General features: G+C 69.2%; 16 protein-coding genes. 11 read left to right on the forward strand and 5 right to left on the reverse strand.

Annotated features, from left to right (window positions below; all coding sequences use genetic code 11):
* Entirely contained in the window at window positions 1-1,467 is a 1,467-nt protein-coding gene (locus tag AB0310_RS13260; protein ID WP_259953493.1) for an alanine/glycine:cation symporter family protein, read from the reverse strand.
* A 202-nt stretch (window positions 1,468-1,669) separates the two neighbouring features.
* On the opposite strand from AB0310_RS13260, the gene AB0310_RS13265 reads away from it, so the two are divergent.
* From AB0310_RS13265 to AB0310_RS13275, 3 genes are all read left to right on the forward strand, one after another.
* Window positions 1,670-2,716, forward strand: a complete 1,047-nt coding sequence (locus AB0310_RS13265; RefSeq protein ID WP_259953491.1) for an NAD(P)-dependent alcohol dehydrogenase — start codon at window positions 1,670-1,672, stop codon at window positions 2,714-2,716.
* A 142-nt stretch (window positions 2,717-2,858) separates the two neighbouring features.
* Entirely contained in the window at window positions 2,859-3,212 is a 354-nt protein-coding gene (locus tag AB0310_RS13270; protein ID WP_259953489.1) for a PadR family transcriptional regulator, read from the forward strand.
* Complete coding sequence (locus AB0310_RS13275; RefSeq protein ID WP_366237418.1) at window positions 3,209-4,123, forward strand: hypothetical protein; 915 nt, start codon at window positions 3,209-3,211, stop codon at window positions 4,121-4,123. The genes AB0310_RS13270 and AB0310_RS13275 overlap by 4 nt, the downstream gene beginning before the upstream one ends.
* A gap of 75 nt (window positions 4,124-4,198) precedes the next feature.
* Here AB0310_RS13275 and AB0310_RS13280 read toward each other — a convergent pair whose 3' ends face one another.
* Window positions 4,199-4,792, reverse strand: a complete 594-nt coding sequence (locus AB0310_RS13280) for a TetR/AcrR family transcriptional regulator (RefSeq protein WP_366237419.1) — start codon at window positions 4,790-4,792, stop codon at window positions 4,199-4,201.
* 99 nt (window positions 4,793-4,891) lie between these two features.
* Between AB0310_RS13280 and AB0310_RS13285 the strand changes: the two genes are divergently transcribed.
* The 3 genes from AB0310_RS13285 to AB0310_RS13295 all read left to right on the forward strand — a co-directional run bounded on the left by AB0310_RS13285 (window position 4,892) and on the right by AB0310_RS13295 (window position 7,113).
* Window positions 4,892-5,281 (forward strand): DUF1304 domain-containing protein, encoded by a 390-nt coding sequence (locus AB0310_RS13285; protein WP_187663270.1) that lies wholly within the window; start codon window positions 4,892-4,894, stop codon window positions 5,279-5,281.
* Between the two features lie 41 nt (window positions 5,282-5,322).
* Entirely contained in the window at window positions 5,323-6,345 is a 1,023-nt protein-coding gene (locus AB0310_RS13290; RefSeq protein WP_366237420.1) for an NADP-dependent oxidoreductase, read from the forward strand.
* A gap of 120 nt (window positions 6,346-6,465) precedes the next feature.
* Entirely contained in the window at window positions 6,466-7,113 is a 648-nt protein-coding gene (locus AB0310_RS13295; RefSeq protein WP_366237421.1) for a GntR family transcriptional regulator, read from the forward strand.
* 59 nt (window positions 7,114-7,172) lie between these two features.
* Here the strand turns inward: AB0310_RS13295 and aspS are convergent, their stop codons facing one another.
* Window positions 7,173-8,474 (reverse strand): aspartate--tRNA(Asn) ligase, encoded by a 1,302-nt coding sequence (gene aspS / locus AB0310_RS13300; RefSeq protein ID WP_366237422.1) that lies wholly within the window; start codon window positions 8,472-8,474, stop codon window positions 7,173-7,175.
* A 357-nt stretch (window positions 8,475-8,831) separates the two neighbouring features.
* On the opposite strand from aspS, the gene AB0310_RS13305 reads away from it, so the two are divergent.
* On the forward strand, window positions 8,832-9,851 hold the full coding sequence (locus AB0310_RS13305) for a TerC family protein (RefSeq protein ID WP_187663274.1): 1,020 nt from the start codon (window positions 8,832-8,834) through the stop codon (window positions 9,849-9,851).
* A 94-nt stretch (window positions 9,852-9,945) separates the two neighbouring features.
* A complete protein-coding gene (locus AB0310_RS13310; protein ID WP_268777266.1) occupies window positions 9,946-11,238 on the forward strand; it encodes a hemolysin family protein in 1,293 nt (430 codons plus the stop codon).
* Between the two features lie 24 nt (window positions 11,239-11,262).
* On the opposite strand, the gene AB0310_RS13315 is transcribed toward AB0310_RS13310, so the two are convergent.
* A complete protein-coding gene (locus tag AB0310_RS13315) occupies window positions 11,263-12,165 on the reverse strand; it encodes an arginase family protein (RefSeq protein ID WP_187663276.1) in 903 nt (300 codons plus the stop codon).
* 38 nt (window positions 12,166-12,203) lie between these two features.
* Entirely contained in the window at window positions 12,204-12,746 is a 543-nt protein-coding gene (locus AB0310_RS13320; protein ID WP_366237423.1) for a small multidrug efflux protein, read from the reverse strand.
* A 156-nt stretch (window positions 12,747-12,902) separates the two neighbouring features.
* Here AB0310_RS13320 and AB0310_RS13325 point away from each other — a divergent pair, with 156 nt between their 5' ends.
* From AB0310_RS13325 to thrC, 3 genes are all read left to right on the forward strand, one after another.
* A complete protein-coding gene (locus tag AB0310_RS13325) occupies window positions 12,903-14,096 on the forward strand; it encodes a sensor histidine kinase (RefSeq protein ID WP_366237424.1) in 1,194 nt (397 codons plus the stop codon).
* Window positions 14,093-14,695, forward strand: coding sequence for a response regulator transcription factor (locus AB0310_RS13330; protein ID WP_268777262.1), 603 nt, complete (start codon window positions 14,093-14,095; stop codon window positions 14,693-14,695). Before AB0310_RS13325 ends, AB0310_RS13330 begins: the two co-directional genes overlap by 4 nt.
* A gap of 75 nt (window positions 14,696-14,770) precedes the next feature.
* Window positions 14,771-16,174, forward strand: coding sequence for a threonine synthase (thrC, locus tag AB0310_RS13335; RefSeq protein WP_187663280.1), 1,404 nt, complete (start codon window positions 14,771-14,773; stop codon window positions 16,172-16,174).
* Window positions 16,175-16,321 lie beyond the last annotated feature (147 nt).

Raw genomic sequence — 16,321 nt, forward strand, 5'->3', positions numbered from 1 at the left:
TCATCGCCGACGCGACGCGGGGAGATCGATCGGCCCCGTGACCGACAACTCGTCCTCCCAGACCTCGATCCCGCTGACCTCGGGAAGACGTGCCCTCGTGAAGACCGGGTCCAGCCCTTCTCGTCGTTGCTGGGTGTAGTCCTTCAACAGCTTGAAGGCGATTCCGGACAGCAGCGCGATCGCGACGAGGTTGACGAGGGCCATGAATCCCATCGCGCCGTCGGCGAAGTTCCACACGACATCGGCGGAGACGAGGGCCCCAGCGAACACTGCGGCGATCGCGAAGAGACGATAGCCGAGCAGGACTCCGGTGCGGGAGGTGATGAACTCCACGTTGGTCTGCCCGTAGTAGTAGTTGCCGAGGATCGAGCTGAACGCGAGCAGGAAGATGATGACGATCAGGAGGATGTTCGACCAGGTGCCCAGCGCGCTGACGACCGCGCCCTGCGTCAGCCCGATGCCGCGTTCGGCGCCGGCCAGGTCTGGAACCGAGACCAGGATGATGAACGCGGTGATCGAGCAGACGAGGAAGGTGTCGAAGTACACGCCCAGCGTCTGCACGAGACCTTGTTTGACCGGGTGCGTCACCGCCGCGCTCGCTCCTGCGTTGGGGGCCGACCCCAGTCCGGCTTCGTTGGAGAACATCCCCCTCTTGACGCCGGTGAGGATGATGTAGCCGAGCGCTGCGCCGACGACCTCGTTCGGGCCGAAGGCTTCGAGGAAGATCGTGGCGAAGACTCCGGGAAGGCGCTCGATGTGCATCGCGACGATCACCACGCCGAGAAGCAGATACAGCAGTGCCATGATCGGGACCAGCGTCTGGGTGACGGAGGCGATGCGGCGCACGCCCCCGAAGATGACGAGCCCCATGAGCAGTGCGAGTGCGCCGCCGGTGACCCACGGCAGCCAGGCAGCAGACTCTCCGCCGAGGCTGCCCGCGATCGTCGCCTGGATGGTGTTCGCCTGCAACGAGCTGAAAGCGATGGGGAAGCAGATGATGAGGATGACGGCGAAAAGCACGCCCATCCATCGCGCTCCGAGTCCGCGTTGCATGTAGTAGGCGGGGCCGCCGATGAACCCGTCCCTATCGCGCCTCTTGTACAGCTGTGCCAGCGAGGACTCGATGAACGCGGACGCTCCACCGATGAATGCCATCAGCCACATCCAGAAGACCGCGCCGGGACCGCCGATCGCGATCGCGGTTCCCACTCCCGCGATGTTGCCGACGCCCACTCGTGAAGCGGCGGAGATGGTGAATGCCTGAAAGGAGGAGACCGATTGAGGCTCGCCGGTCTCCGTGCGGGGCGTTCGGTCCTTCAGAGTGCGGAACATCTCCGGAATCAAACGGAACTGCACGACGCCCGAGCGAATCGTGAAGTAGAGCCCGAGGAGGACGACGATCGGAAGGACGATCCATGTCCACAGGTTGTCGCCCCAGGTCAGCAGCCACTCGTTAACAGCATCCATCCGCACAGTATGGCGACGTCGACGCCGGCTCACCAGGCTGAGAATAATCCAGGAGCTGAGAAGCTGCCGGGGCCGCCGGTGTCTGCCCGCCCTGCGGAAGACGAGGAAGGCCCCGATCGGGCGGATACTGGAAGGGACGGTATCGAGAGCCCCCGCCTCCGCACCGCGCGGCAGACCTCTCGACGCCAGGAAGAAGATGCTCATGAAAGCTCTCCGCTACGTCGAGATCGGCAAGCCCCCGGTGGTGGTCGACATCCCGATTCCGAAGCCCGGCCCCGGCCAGGTCCTGCTCAAGATCACCGCGGGTGGTGTCTGCCACTCCGACGACTACGTCATGGGGCTCCCCGAGAAGGACTACCACGAGCAGGGTTACCCGCTGCCGCTGACGCTTGGGCACGAAGGCGCTGGCATCGTGCACGAGATCGGCGAGGGCGTCGACTCGACGCTCAAGGTCGGGGATGCCGTGGCCGTCTACGGTCCGTGGGGCTGTGGTCGCTGCCACAACTGCTCGATGGGCAAGGAGAACTACTGCACGAACGCCGCCGCCGAGGGCATCCGTCCTCCGGGGCTGGGCAGCCAGGGCTCGATGGCCGAGTACATGATCGTCGACGACGCGCGCCACCTCGTGCCGCTCGGTGACCTCGACCCCGTGCAGAACGTCTCGCTGACCGACGCGGGTCTCACCCCGTACCACGCGATCAAGAACTCGCTTCCGAAGCTCGGCGCCGGCACGTTCGCCGTCGTGATCGGCACCGGCGGTCTCGGCCACGTCGGCATCCAGATCCTCAAGGCCATCTCGGGGGCCACGGTCATCGCCCTCGACGTGAACGACGAGAAGCTGAAGCTCGCCACCGAGGTGGGCGCCGATCACGTGCTGATCAGCGATGCATCGGCTGCCGAGAAGATCCGCGAGCTCACCGGCGGTCTCGGCGCGAACGCGGTGTTCGACTTCGTGGGCGCGAACCCGACGATCGCCCTGGCCCAGAGCGTGGCCGCGCTCGAAGCCGACATCACCATCGTGGGCATCGGCGGGGGCAGCATGACGCTCGGGTTCGGCTCGATCGCCTACGACGCCGCCGTGCGCATTCCCTACTGGGGCTCACGCGCCGAACTGATCGAGGTGCTGGACCTCGCCCGCGCCGGGAAGATCCACGTCCAGACCGAGAGCTACACGCTCGACGACGGCCCGAAGGCGTACGAGGACCTCGCGTCGAACAGTATCCGCGGACGCGCCGTCATCGTCCCCTGACGCCGGCAGGGGAGCGCCCGGGAGGACTCACCTCCCGGGCGTTCTTCTTCTGGTTGCGCCTCCGCAGACCATTCCCCGCACCTCCTTCGATGCTCGGCGCGTCGCGTGGTCAATACTCAATTGACTTGAATATCATGTCGACATGACTACGAGAGAGATGCGTGAGCCGACGTTCCTGATTCTGACCGCACTCGCCGGAGGGCGAAAGCACGGTTACGCACTCATCGCCGAAGCAGACGAGCTCTCGGCGCACCGCGTTCAGCTCAAGGTGGGCACTCTCTACGCAGCGTTGGATCGTCTGGGAGCTGAAGGGCTGGTGAGGGCGGCGGGGGACGAGGTGATCGATGGTCGTGTCCGTCGCTACTACGAGCTGACGGACGAGGGGGCGGCGGCGTTGGCTGCCGCCGCAGAGCGATCCGCCCGGATTGCGGCCGAGGCTCAAACGAGGTTGAAACGAGCCCGTCCGGCGTTCGGTATGACCGTGAGCGTCGCATGACCGCGCTCGATCCCCAGCGATTCCGACGCGCTTTCCTGCTGCATCCGCGAGCGTGGCGCGAACAGAATGAAGCGGCGGCGGTAGGCGTGCTCATGGATGCCGCGGAGTCCTCGGGTGAGGCGCGGCTGCCGTTCGCAGAGCGACTGAGTATTTACTTCCACGCGGGGTCTGCGTGGCTTGAGTATGCCCTTGGCCCCGCGCGCAACGCGACCGCCTCGCTCGGACTGGGCACCGGCATCGCCGTAGCTGCTGTCTACCTGGCGGGCTTCGTGGTGGCCCCCGTAGCGGCGCAGGAGTTCGTCCCCGCGAGCATGGCGCTCGTCGGCGTGGCACTCGTCATCCCGTGGGTCGCTGCGGGGTTCCTGGCGATGTCCGGATACGGGCGCGCAAGTCGGTGGGCTGTTGTGTCCGCAGCGCTCGCATGTCTCGCAGTCGGCATGGCGCGTCTCTGGCTGCCGCATATACCTCTGCCGTCAACGATGACCCTGTTGTTCTTCGCCCTGTCGGCTGTCGTCGCTCTGCTGGGCCGTCCCCGAGCGTCGGTGACCTGGGGAGCACTGATCGGGGTCGGGCTCTTCGTCGCGGCGATCGCGCTGGCGTCAGGGTTGCTCGGGAGTTTCACCGATTGGCGCCTGTGGGTGCAGTCGTCCTACGTCTTGATCTTCGTCCTGAGCGCCTGGTTCGTCGGTCTTCTCACGGCTGCCGCTTGTGGGCACGAGTCTGTCGCGCTGGCGGGCATGGTTTACGCCGCTCCCTGGGCGATCCTGATGGTCGCTGGGGCAGGGAGGGGTGGCGCCCCCGCGTGGGCCCTGTTCCTGATCGTTGTCATCTGGCTGTGTGCATCCGTCGCAGTAGCCGTTACCGTGCGTGTTCGGGGTTCGCGTCTGCGACGTCGCACGTACGTCCGTTGATCTGAGCTGCGGCGCGTCGGAAGTCAGACAGCAGCCATCCTGGTGAGGCCAGGGAGGAGTCGCGGCGGCTGGCCCTCAGGCGCGGCGTCGCCGGTCGGCGAGGAGGGCGAGCGCCGCGTCGATCGCACTCGCCGCGGCGTCGGGGGCCACGCGGACGAGGGCGAATGCGGAGACCACCAGACCCGTAGAGGTGTCCGCCAGGGTCGCGACTTCCGTTCCCGCGAGCTCGGGGAGGGCGGCCCGGACGCCGCGGGCGAACGCCGCACGGAGCTCCGCGCGATAGGACGCCACGACCCGGGCGACCGCGTCGTCGGTGCCGATGGGGGCGGCGGCGGTGTTGACCAGCAGGCAGCCGCTCGTCGCCGGGAGGCTCCCCGCGGTCAGCAGCGCCGCACGGAGTCCGCCGAGGTAGGTCTCCAGAGCCTCCGGCGCCACGGTCTCACCCGTCAACGGGGCGAGGCGCGGGCGGATCACCTCGTCCAGATAGCTCTCGACGGCGGCGTCGAAGAGTCCGCGCTTGGAACCGAAGGCGTGATAGATGCTGGAGCGGCTGAGCCCGGTCGCGCGCTCGAGCTCGGGCAGCGGCGCGCTCTCGAAGCCGCGCTCCCAGAACACGCCGCGTGCCGCGCGGACCGCCTCGGCGGTGTCGAAGGTCTGTGTGCGCCCCATTCGCCGTGCTCCTGCCCCTTTTGTGAATCGCTCGATCCAGTATATATTGGAACGACCGATACAGAATGCGCGGCCTCGCCGCGTCGAAGGGGGACTGTCATGGTCATCGCCGGACTCGTGCTCGCAGGCATCGCGGCACTCGTGCACGTCTACATCTTCTGGCTCGAGTCCTTCGCCTGGACGAGCGCGCGCGCTCGCCGCACGTTCGGCACGGGCACGGCGGAGGAGGCCGCGCGACAGAAGGAGCTCGCGTTCAACCAGGGCTTCTACAACCTGTTCCTCGCGGTCGCCGTCCTCCTCGGCATCGTCCTCTTCGCCACGGGAGCGACGGCCGTCGGCGCGACTCTCGTCTTCACCGGCGCCGGATCGATGGTCGCCGCGAGCCTCGTGCTGCTGCTGTCGAGCCCCGACAAGGCGTCCGCCGCCCTGAAGCAGGGCGTCATCCCGGCGCTCGGCGTCATCGCGCTCGCCATCGGCCTCCTCGTCTGAGTCCGGCCGCAGCACCCCCCAGATCCTCACGAAGGAGAGAAATGTCCCACGCCATCAGCACCCAGATCCAGCTCGCCCGCCGCCCCGAGGGGTGGCCGACCCACGACGACTTCCGCACCGTCGAGGTGGAGCTGAGCGATCCGGCGCCGGGGGAGGTGCGCGTGGCGAACGAGTTCGTCTCCGTCGACCCCTATATGCGCGGGCGGATGAACGACGTCCGCAGCTACGTCGCCCCGTACGCCCTCGGCGAGGTCATCGCCGGCGGCGCCATCGGCCGGGTCGTGGCCTCTGCCGCAGAGGAGCTTCCCGTCGGCGCCGTCGTGCTGCACCAGCACGGCTGGAGCGATGTCGTACAGGCGGATGCGTCGACATTCCGGGCTGTGCCCGAGGTGCCCGGCATGCCGCTGTCGCTGCGCCTGCACATCCTCGGCATGACCGGCCTCACCGCGTACGTCGGGCTCATCGCGATCGCCGGACTCGCCCCGGGCGACACCGTCTTCGTCTCCGGCGCCGCCGGTGCCGTCGGCACGGCTGTCGGTCAGATCGCCAAGCTCCTCGGCGCGGGCCGCGTGATCGGCTCGGCGGGCTCGCCCGAGAAGGTCGCCCTGCTGACCGAGAAGTACGGCTACGACGCGGCGTTCAACTACAAGGACGGCCGGGTGCGCGAGCAGCTCGCCGCCCTCGCGCCCGAGGGCGTGGACGTGTTCTTCGACAACGTCGGCGGCGACCACCTCGAAGCCGCGCTCGACGTGATGAACGACGGCGGCCGGATCGCGCTGTGCGGCGCCATCACGAGCTACAACACGACCGAGCGCCTGCCCGGGCCCGACAACATGGCGAACATCATCACGCGCGGTCTCCGTCTCCAGGGCTTCACCCTGGCGAACTACCTGCACCTGTCGCCGGAGTTCACCGAGAAGATGACCCGCTGGTTCGCAGAAGGGCGGATCGCGTACGACGAGACCATCGTCGACGGCATCGAGAACACGGTCGACGCGTTCCTCGACATGATGCGCGGAGCCAACACGGGGAAGATGCTCGTACGGGTCGCGCCCTCCGCCTGACGTCCGGAGCGGGCCGCCCGCGCATTTGAGATATATTGCTTGAGACGTAGAACTTCACTCTCCATGACCCCCACTGGAGGCAGTGTGACACTCTCTGGCGGCCCCCTCGAACGCCGGTCGATGAGCGACGAGGCTTTCGTGCGCCTGCAGGATGCCATCATCAGCGGCGAACTCCAGCCCGGCGAGCGCCTGCGCGATTACGAGCTCGCCGAACGCCTCGGCACCTCGAAGACGCCGATCCGTCACGCCCTCGACCGCCTGGCCGACAACGGCCTCGTCGAGATGCAGCGGAACCGGTACACCCGCGTGGCCCCGATCGATCTGGAGCGCGTGCGGAACGCGGTCGACCTGTTCGGCGACATCTGGATCGGCTCGGTCCGTCACGTCATGCCGGTCATCCAGGACGACGATGTGGCCTACCTCGTCGAGCTGGCCGACGACATGGCGGCGTCGGTGCAGGGGCGGGACATCATCGCGTTCGGGGCGGCGCTCCGCAGCGCGGCGACGGGCTTCGCCCGGATCGAGGGCAACGCCACGCGCGCCAACTCCATCGAGCGCCTCGGGCCGCAGATCCGTCGTTTCACCCAGCATGCGAAGGACGCCGTGGACTGGTCCGCCGTCGAGGAGTTCGTCGGCGCGATCCGCGAGGCGACGTCCGAACGGGACGCAGTCAAGACCCGGGCCGTCCTGGTGAGCTTCTTCGACGAGACGCTCCCCGCGATCATCGATCGGGCCGAGCAATCGGGGCTGGCCGAGATCACGGACTGATCCGCCGCTGACGAACGAGGGCGACCGCACACCGCGGTCGCCCTCGTCGCGTCCCGGGGCTACGGCGTGAGGCGATGGACGTCGCGCGGGAACAGCGTCACCTCACGCACGTTGGTCGCCTCGACCAGTCGGCCGACCCAGCGCTCCAGTCCGATCGCGAAGCCGCCGTGCGGAGGCATCCCGTGCGCGAACGCCTCGAGGTAGCCGGCGTACGCCGAGGGCGACTCGCCCCGAGCTTCGATCGCCGCGATGACCTCGCTGTGCCGATGCAGCCGCTGTCCGCCGGTCACGAGCTCCAGACCGCGGAACAGGAGGTCGAAGCTGTTGCTCCCCTCCGTGTCGTCGGGCTGCGGATGCGTGTAGAACGGGCGCTTGCGCATCGGGTATCCCTCGACGGCCAGCACGTCGCTGCCGAACTCCTCCTTCGCCCACGCCCCGAGCGCCCGCTCGTGTGCGGGGGAGAGGTCGGGCTCGTCGGCCGGAGCACCGACTCGGCGCAGCGCATCCCGGAAGTGCACGACGGGGATGTCCTCGGGGATGACGGGGAGCGTCACGTCGAGCAGCGCGAGTTCCTCCGCGGCGTCGGTGCGGATGCCGTCGAGCATGCCGCGCAGCACGTGGCCGAGGAGGCGCAGGACGTCGCGGTGGTCGCGGATGAACCCGAACTCGACGTCCAGCGACACGTACTCCGAGAGGTGCCGCACGGTCTCGTGCGGCTCGGCGCGGAAGACGGGACCCACCTCATAGACGCGCTCGAACACCCCCACCAGCTGCTGCTTGTAGAACTGCGGACTCTGCGCGAGATATCCGGTCCTGCCGAAGTAGTCGACCGGGAACACGTTCGCTCCCGACTCCGTCACGGTGTCGACGATCTTCGGGGTCTGCACCTCGGTGAAGTCCGCGGCGTCGAGCACCCGGCGGAACGCGCGCACGCTCGCCGCGGCGATCTGCCAGGTCGCGCGGCGTGCCGGATGGCGCCAGGTCACCGCGGCGTGGTCGAGCAGCGTCGGCAGACTCGTTTCGAGTGTCGGACGCCACAGTTCCACGACCGGTGGTGCGGCCGGCTCCGACAGGCTCTCGATCTGCGGGTCGACGATCTCGACGCCGCCGGGGGCCGGCGGGTTCGCGGCGACGGTCCCCGTCACGCGGACGACCGTCTCCTCCGGAGGGAGCCCGCCGGCCGGAGCCTGCGCGGGGCGGACGACGACCTGTGCGAGTCCGGAACGGTCGCGGATGATCAGGAACGCGACGGTGGCGAGCTCCCTCCGGCGGTGGACATGGCCGAGCAGCGTGACGCGGTGGTCGGGGACGGCCTCGGCGAGCTCCGCGGCGAGCGTGCGGGCGGGGTCGGGTGATCTCATTTCTCCTCCAGGTTGTGGGAGCCCTGGAGGTGTGGGCGGGGGCCAGATCGCGGTGCCACCACACCTTCGCCGGTGAGAAGCCGGCCTCTCGTCGGTACGCCGGACGCGCGGGGACCGCCTGCCCGGAGGCCGGAGGTCGTCACGCTCCGGCGGTCGCCGCGTCCAGTCTAGGGGCGCTCTCGGCAGATCCACAGAATCCCGCGGGCACCGTCTCGTACCCTGGATTATCCAAGGGGAGTACTCCGACACGGTCGGGTCGTCATTACGGATGCGTCTGCATCCCGGCCCACCGGTCCCGCTCGGCGGGATGGGGAAGACTTTGGCGCTGTTCCGTCACGCCCGAGTCTGGAGTACCCGTTGGAAATCACCCCCTTGATCTGGGTCATCACGATCGCGGTCACCATCGCGTTCTTCGTGTACGAGTTCTTCGCGCACGTCCGCAAGCCGCACGAGCCGAGCATCGGCGAGTCCGCACGCTGGTCGATCTTCTACATCAGCCTCGCGCTGCTCTTCGGCGTGGGCATCGGCATGGTGTCCGGCTGGACGTACGGCGGCGAGTACTTCGCCGGCTACCTCACCGAGAAGGCGCTGTCGATCGACAACCTCTTCGTGTTCCTCATCGTGATGACGGGCTTCGCGGTGCCGAAGATCTATCAGCAGAAGGTGCTGATGATCGGCATCGTGATCGCGCTGATCCTCCGCGGCATCTTCATCGCGGTCGGCGCTACCCTCATCGAGAACTTCTCCTGGATCTTCTACGTCTTCGGCGCGCTGCTGCTCTTCCTCGCGTACCGCCAGGCCTTCAGCAGCCACGAGAGCAACCCTGCGAACGGTCGCTTCATGACCTTCGTCCGCCGCCACCTCCCCGTCAGCGAGGAGTACAACGGCGACAAGCTCACGGTCGTCCAGAAGGGCAAGCGCTACGTCACGCCGATGCTGCTGACGATCATCGCGATCGGTTTCATCGACCTCGTCTTCGCCGTCGACTCGATCCCCGCCATCTACGGCCTCACCGATGAGGCGTACATCGTGTTCACCGCGAACGCGTTCGCTCTGATGGGTCTGCGTCAGCTGTACTTCCTCATCGGCGGCCTGCTCGAGCGCCTGGTCTACCTGGCTCAGGGTCTCGCCGTCATCCTCGCGTTCATCGGTGTGAAGCTCGTGCTGCACGCCCTGCACGTCAACGAGGTGCCGTTCATCAACGGCGGCGAGCCGATGCTGTGGGCGCCCGAGATCCCGATCTGGTTCTCGCTGCTGTTCATCGCCGCGACCATCGCGGTCGCCACCGTCGCGAGCCTGATGAAGACGCGCCGGCACCACAACACCCTCTCTTCCCCGACCGATTCCACCCCCACCATCGACAAGGAGCACTCTTGAGCGCGCAGCGCTGTTCTGACTCTTCGGACTCTGACAGTACGAGCACCCGGTTCATCCCGGGTGCTCACCCCGCCACCGAGGAGGTCGCCCGCTGATGGGCGATCTGCTCTGGAACATCGCCCTCGTCCTGCTCTTCGTGCTGATCGGTGGTGTCTTCGCTGCGACGGAGATGGCGCTGGTCACGCTCCGTGAGAGCCAGCTCAACGCGATCGCCGCTCGTGGCCGTCGCGGGGCGAAGGTCGCCGCTTTGGCCCGCAACCCCAACACCTTCCTCTCGGCGGTGCAGATCGGCGTGACCGTGGCGGGCTTCGCGTCCGCCGCCTATGGGGCGACCTCGATCGCGCCGTCCGTCGCGCCGCTGCTGGAGGGCTGGGGCGTCGCACCTCCGCTCGCTATGACCCTCGCCACGATCGTGCTGACGCTCATCATCGCGTACCTGTCGCTCGTGCTCGGCGAGCTCGTGCCGAAGCGGCTCGCGATCCAGCGCAACGCGCAGTTCGCGTATGCAGTGGCGCCGGCGCTGAATGGCTTCGCGACCGTCATGCGTCCGGTGATCTGGCTGCTGTCCGTCTCGACGAACGCCCTCGTCCGCGTGCTCGGCGGCGACCCGCACAAGACGAGCGACGAGCTCACCGATGAGGAGGTGCGCGATATCGTGGCGACCCACCAGGGCCTCCCCGACGACGAGCGCCGCATCCTCGACGACGTGCTCTCGCTGCGTGGGCGCCAGGTCAGCGAGGTCATGCGCCCGCGACCGGAGGTCGTGGCGCTGGACGAGGCTGCCACGGTCGGGGCGGCGGTGGAGCAGGTGCGCGAGCTGCCCTACTCCCGGTACCCGGTGTCGCAGACGTCGATCGACGACATCACCGGCTTCGTGCACGTACGTGACCTCTTCGAGGCTGCGGCGGACGACCCGGAGCGCCCGCTGCAGGGGCTCGTCCGCGACATCCCCTACATCCCGTCCACGGCGGGCGTGCTGCCGACTCTGACCCGCATGCGGGCGGAGGGACACCACATCGCGGTCGTCGTGGACGAGTACGGTGGCACCGACGGTCTGGTCACGCTGGAGGACCTCGTGGAGGAGGTCGTCGGTGAGATCTTCGACGAGTACGACGCCGAGGTGTTCCTCTCCGCCGACGACGGGCTGGACGGGCGCCTCAACCTGCAGGACTTCGAGGAGGCGACGGGGCTCGCGATGCCCCGTGGCTCCTCCGACACCATCGCCGGATTCGTCACGGAGCAGCTCGGACGGCTTGCCGTGGTCGGCGACACCGTCGAGGTCCCGGGTGCGACGATCCAGGTGGTCGAGATCGATCGCCGCCGCATCGCGCGGGTGCGGGTCTCGATGCAGACCGATCCGGCAGCGGGACGAGGCGCCGAGGACTGATGCGCGACCGGGTGGCGGGGTGCGTCAGTCGCGCGCCCCGCTGCCCAGCTCGCGCAGTCCGTCGTGGAGGACCTCGGTGAGGAGCCGCGCGTAGCGGCCATCCGGATCGAGGTCGGGATCGAACACGGTGATGCTGGCTCCGATCGCCCGCGGGGCGAGGGCGCGCAGGAGAGCGGTGAGCTCCGCCGCGTCGAGACCGCCGGGGTCAGGGCTGTCGACGGCGGGCATCACCGACGGGTCCAGCACATCGACGTCGAGTTGCAGCCAGTAGCGACCGCCCGCGGACGCCGCCGTCTCGGCGGCGACCGCATCCGCGCCTCGCGCCAGCACATCGGCCGCAGGTGTGACGCGTGCGAGGAGGCTGCGGACCTCCGCCTGCTCCTCGTCATCATCACGGTGCCCGATGTGGGCCGTGCCGGCGGGGGAGAAGTACGGCGCGAGCCCCTCGATGTCGGCGATGGCCGGCCAGTGCGCGCCGACGGCGGCCGCCAGCGCTTCGCCCGCCACGCTCGCGCACTCGTCGCTGTTGCCCGGGTGGCGGAAGTCGGTGTGTCCGTCGATGTGCACCAGGCCGGCCCCGCCGCGGCGCTTCACCGCGATCCCGGCGGCGACGAGGATGCCGCAGTCGCCGCCGATCACGAGCGGGGCGCGGCCCTCATCGAGGGCCTCGCCGATACGTGACGCCAGGCGGAGGGAGTGGTCGACGAAAGCGGCCTCGTTGCGCACCCGGTCGGCGGGCCGGGTCGCGTCGTCGTCCACGTAGCGCCCGGCCAGCACGATGCCGCCGTCAGTCGCTCCCCGGTCGGTGAAGCGCCGGAACAGCCCCGCTTCGCGGAACGCTTCCGGCGCCTTCGCGGAGCCGGGCACGCTGCCGGGCTCCGGTGGGCGCAGGCCGAGATTGCTGGGGGCCGACAGCAGTGTGATCATGCGCTCATCCTGCACCGGGCGTCCGACATCGCCGTCGATCAGCGGATGGCGTAGACGGCGCTGCTTACGATCACCGCGATGACGGTCGTCCAGCCGATGATCGCGACGGCCTGCCACACGAGGATGCGCCCCTTGCCGATGCCGGACGCGGCCAACATGGTGGCGGTGAAGTGTGTCGGCAGCAGCAGCGGTCCCAGCAGGCTCACCCCGGGGACGCCGTAGCGCTCGAACGCGCGCTGGAACTTCTCGCGGCGGGCGGACCCGCGTCCGGTCTCCGCCGGGACGCCGTCGGCCTCCAGGCTCGTGCCGCCGCCCACCGTCACCGGCTGCTTCGCCCGCGAGCGGTCCACGATGGCCCGGCGGGCGCCCGCGCTGGCGAGCACCAGGATCGCGACGCAGAGGAAGTTGCCGACCATCGCGGCGATGGCGGCGACCACGGGCGGGATGCCTCCGAGGATGCCGATGCTCGCGGCGCCCTCGCCCTCGACGAAGGGGACCGCCCCGGCGAGGGCGACGATGAGCGGTTGGACGAGGTCGGGGACCTGGGCGACGAGGTTCTGGAAGGTCTCGATGAGGTTCATGGGGGAAGCTCCGGGTGTCGGTGCGGACGGTCTCTCCGTCGCGATGACCCCAGTCCAGTCGAAGCGGCCCCGGCGCGGCAGTGCCGCCGCGTCACCGCTCTCCATGCGGTTCGCACCGGATCCCGTGACATGTGTCACGCCTCTATCGTGGGGAGCGTGAGCAGTCCTTCCCCCGCCCTCTCCGATCCCGGCCCCGGTGCCCGCCAGCTCGCGCGGGGAATCACCGCCACCTGGTGGTACACGGTGGGCGGGGTGATCTTCATCGAGCTAATGCTGGTGGCGGCCTGGCTCGGCATCGCCGTGGCGCTGGATCGCTCGGGCGTCGCGCTGCTCGTCGTGGGAGTCGGGGGCGTGCTCTGGGCGGCGTCGACCGTCCTGCTGCTGGTCGACTACCGCCATCGCGTCGAATCCGGCCCCGGGGTGGGCTGGGCTCGCCTGGCCGTGCCGACCCTCGTCGCCCTGATCTACGGCGGCGCGGCGGGGGCTCTCGTCGGCAGTTGGCAGCTCGCCGCGATGCCGGTGGTGCAGGTCTTCGTGCTGGTGAGCTGGCCCCGCGGGATCCGGGTGCGGGTGGCCGTGGCGGCGACGGTCGTGCTCGTCGCTCTCGCGCTGCTCGACTCGACCACGACCTTCGGCTCCGGCGTCCCGGTGTGGGTGCCGGTGCTCTACGGAGTCATGCTCCCCGGGATGACCGTGAGCTCGCTGTGGTGGTGGGACGTGCTCATGGCCCTCGATCGGGCGCGGGCCTCGGAGGCGCGACTGGCGGCGACGCAGGAGCGCCTGCGCGTGGCGACCGACGTGCACGACCTCCAGGGGCATCATCTCCAGGTGATCGCCCTGCAGCTCGAACTGGCGGAGCGTCTGCTGCCCACCGATCCGCAGGCGGGGATGGAGCAGCTCCGTGCGGCCCGGGCGAGCGTGGACGACGCGCGGCAGGGCACCAGAGACCTCGCCACGCGGTTCCGCTCGGTACCGCTCGGCGATGAGCTGGCGAACGCCAGGGACCTGCTCACGGCCGCTGGGCTCATCGTGGATGCGCGGATCCACCCGGATGCGGACGCGGCGCCCGCGGCCGACCTCGGCCCCGTGATCCGGGAGACGACCACGAACGTCCTGCGGCACGGACGCGGTGGTCACGCGCGCCTGATCCTCGACCGGACGAGGGATGCCTGGCGGTACGAGGTCGCCAACGACGCGGACCCCGCGTCCGAGGACGGGGCGGGCGGCTCCGGGCTCGACGGTGTCCGCCGGCGGATCGGCGAGGCGGGCGGCACGTACGAGCAGCGGAGGGACGCCGACGAGTTCGTCGTGACGGTCACCGTGCCAGCGCAGGCGGAGATCGTCCGATGATCCGGGTGCTGCTCGCCGACGACGAGGGGATGATCCGCTCCGCGCTCGCCGCTCTGCTGCGCCTCGAGCATGACATCGACGTCGTCGCGGAGTGCGCGGACGGAGAGGAGGCCGTCGCCGCCGCCACCCGGCTCGAACCTGACGTGTGCCTGCTCGATCTGGAGATGCCGGGGCTCGACGGCGTGCAGGTCGCCGAGAGACTCAACCGCACGATCCCCACCCGCTGCATCGTCGTCACCCGGCACGCGCGTCCAGGGGTGCTCCGGCGGGCGCTCGCCTCCGGCGTCTCGGGTTTCGTGCCCAAGTCGCGGGGCGCGGACGAGCTCGCCGCGATCATCCGCCGCGTCGCGGCCGGCGCCCGGTACGTCGATCCGGAGATCGCCGCGGATGCGCTGAGCGACGAGCGCTCGCCGCTCACGGACCGCGAACTGGACGTGCTCCGCGCCGGGCGCCGAGGGGAGACCACGGGACAGATCGCGCGGGCGCTGGCGCTGGCGCCGGGGACGGTGCGCAACCACATCTCCGTCATCCTCGGGAAGCTCTCGGTGAGCACCCGTCAGCAGGCCGTGCTCGTCGCCGAGGAGCGCGGCTGGATCTGACCGTCGTCACGCGTCCGTTTCGGTGGCCACGGCCTGCGAGAATGGAGGCGCCGAGTCCCGAGCCGAGGAGCACACGTGCCGTTCATCTCCACCCGCGGCGGCATGCAGCCGCAGTCGTTCAGCGAGACGCTGCTGGAGGGCCTGGCGCCCGACGGCGGTCTGGCCGTTCCCGATGTCATGCCGGAGGTCGACGGCGAGACGCTCGAGCGCTGGCGGGCGCTGACCTATCCGCAGCTCGCGACCGAGGTCCTCGGCCTCTTCGCGACCGACATCCCGCGAGAGGACCTCGCGCGGATGACGGCGGCGGCGTACGCGGACTTCCCGGACGGCGTGGTCCCGCTTCGTCGCGTGGACGACGACCTCACGCTGGTCGGCCTCTCCGAAGGCCCGACGCTGGCGTTCAAGGACATGGCCATGCAGTTCCTCGGGCAGGTGCTGGAGTACACGCTCGAGCGCCAGGGCGCAGTCCTCAACATCCTCGGCGCGACCTCGGGCGACACCGGCTCGGCTGCGGAGCACGCGCTGCGCGGCAAGGAGCGCGTCGCGGTGTTCATGCTCTCGCCGCAGGGCCGGATGAGCGCGTTCCAGCGGGCGCAGATGTTCTCGCTCGACGACGCGAACGTGCACAACATCGCGGTGGAGGGCGTCTTCGACGACTGCCAGAACCTCGTGAAGAAGCTCGCCGGCGACCTCGACTTCAAGCGCGCCCAGCACCTGGGGGCCGTGAACTCGATCAACCTCGCCCGCATCACCGCGCAGACCGTCTACTACTTCTGGGCATGGCTGCGCGCGACCGACGCCGGCGGCTGGACCGAGGTGTCGTTCACCGTCCCCTCGGGGAACTTCGGCAACATCCTCTCCGGGTTCTTCGCGAAGCAGATGGGACTGCCGATCCGGCGGCTCGTCCTGGCCGCGAACGAGAACAACGTGCTCGACGAGTTCTTCCGCACGGGGGTGTACCGCCCGCGTAGCGCCGCGCAGACACTGGCGACCTCGAGCCCGTCGATGGACATCTCGAAGGCGTCGAACCTCGAGCGGTTCATCTTCGAGCTCGTGGACCGCGACCCCGCGCGCGTCGTCGGCGCCTGGGACGACCTGGAGGCGCAGGGCTTCTTCGACTTCTCGGCCGAGCAGGCGCGCTTCACCGAGGAGTTCGGCATCGTGAGCGGCACCTCGACGCACGAGGACCGGCTCGCGACGATCCGGGACGTCTACGAGACCTCCGGCGAGGTGATCGACCCGCACACCGCCGACGGGGTGAAGGTCGCGCGGGAGTATGTGGAGCCCGGAGTGCCGATGCTCGTGCTGGAGACGGCCAAGCCGGAGAAGTTCGCCGAGACCATCCACGAGGCCATCGGGGTCGAGCTGGCGTACGCCCCCGAGCTCCGCGCCATGCTCGACGCCGCTCAGCACGTGACCGAGATGCCCGACGACGAGGACTCTCTCCGCGCCTTCATCGAGGCGAACGCTCTGCACTGATCCGCAAGACCCCGCTTTCGCGCCGAAACCCCCTGTCCCCGACGCCGGAGACAGGGGGTTTCGACGTGAAGCCGGGGTCTCGGCGAAAGGAGCGGGGGTGGGCAGTATGCACAGGAGGAAGGGAGATCAGGGCGGAGTGCACATGTC

Source organism: Microbacterium meiriae (assembly GCF_040702565.1).
GTDB lineage: Bacteria > Actinomycetota > Actinomycetes > Actinomycetales > Microbacteriaceae > Microbacterium > Microbacterium meiriae.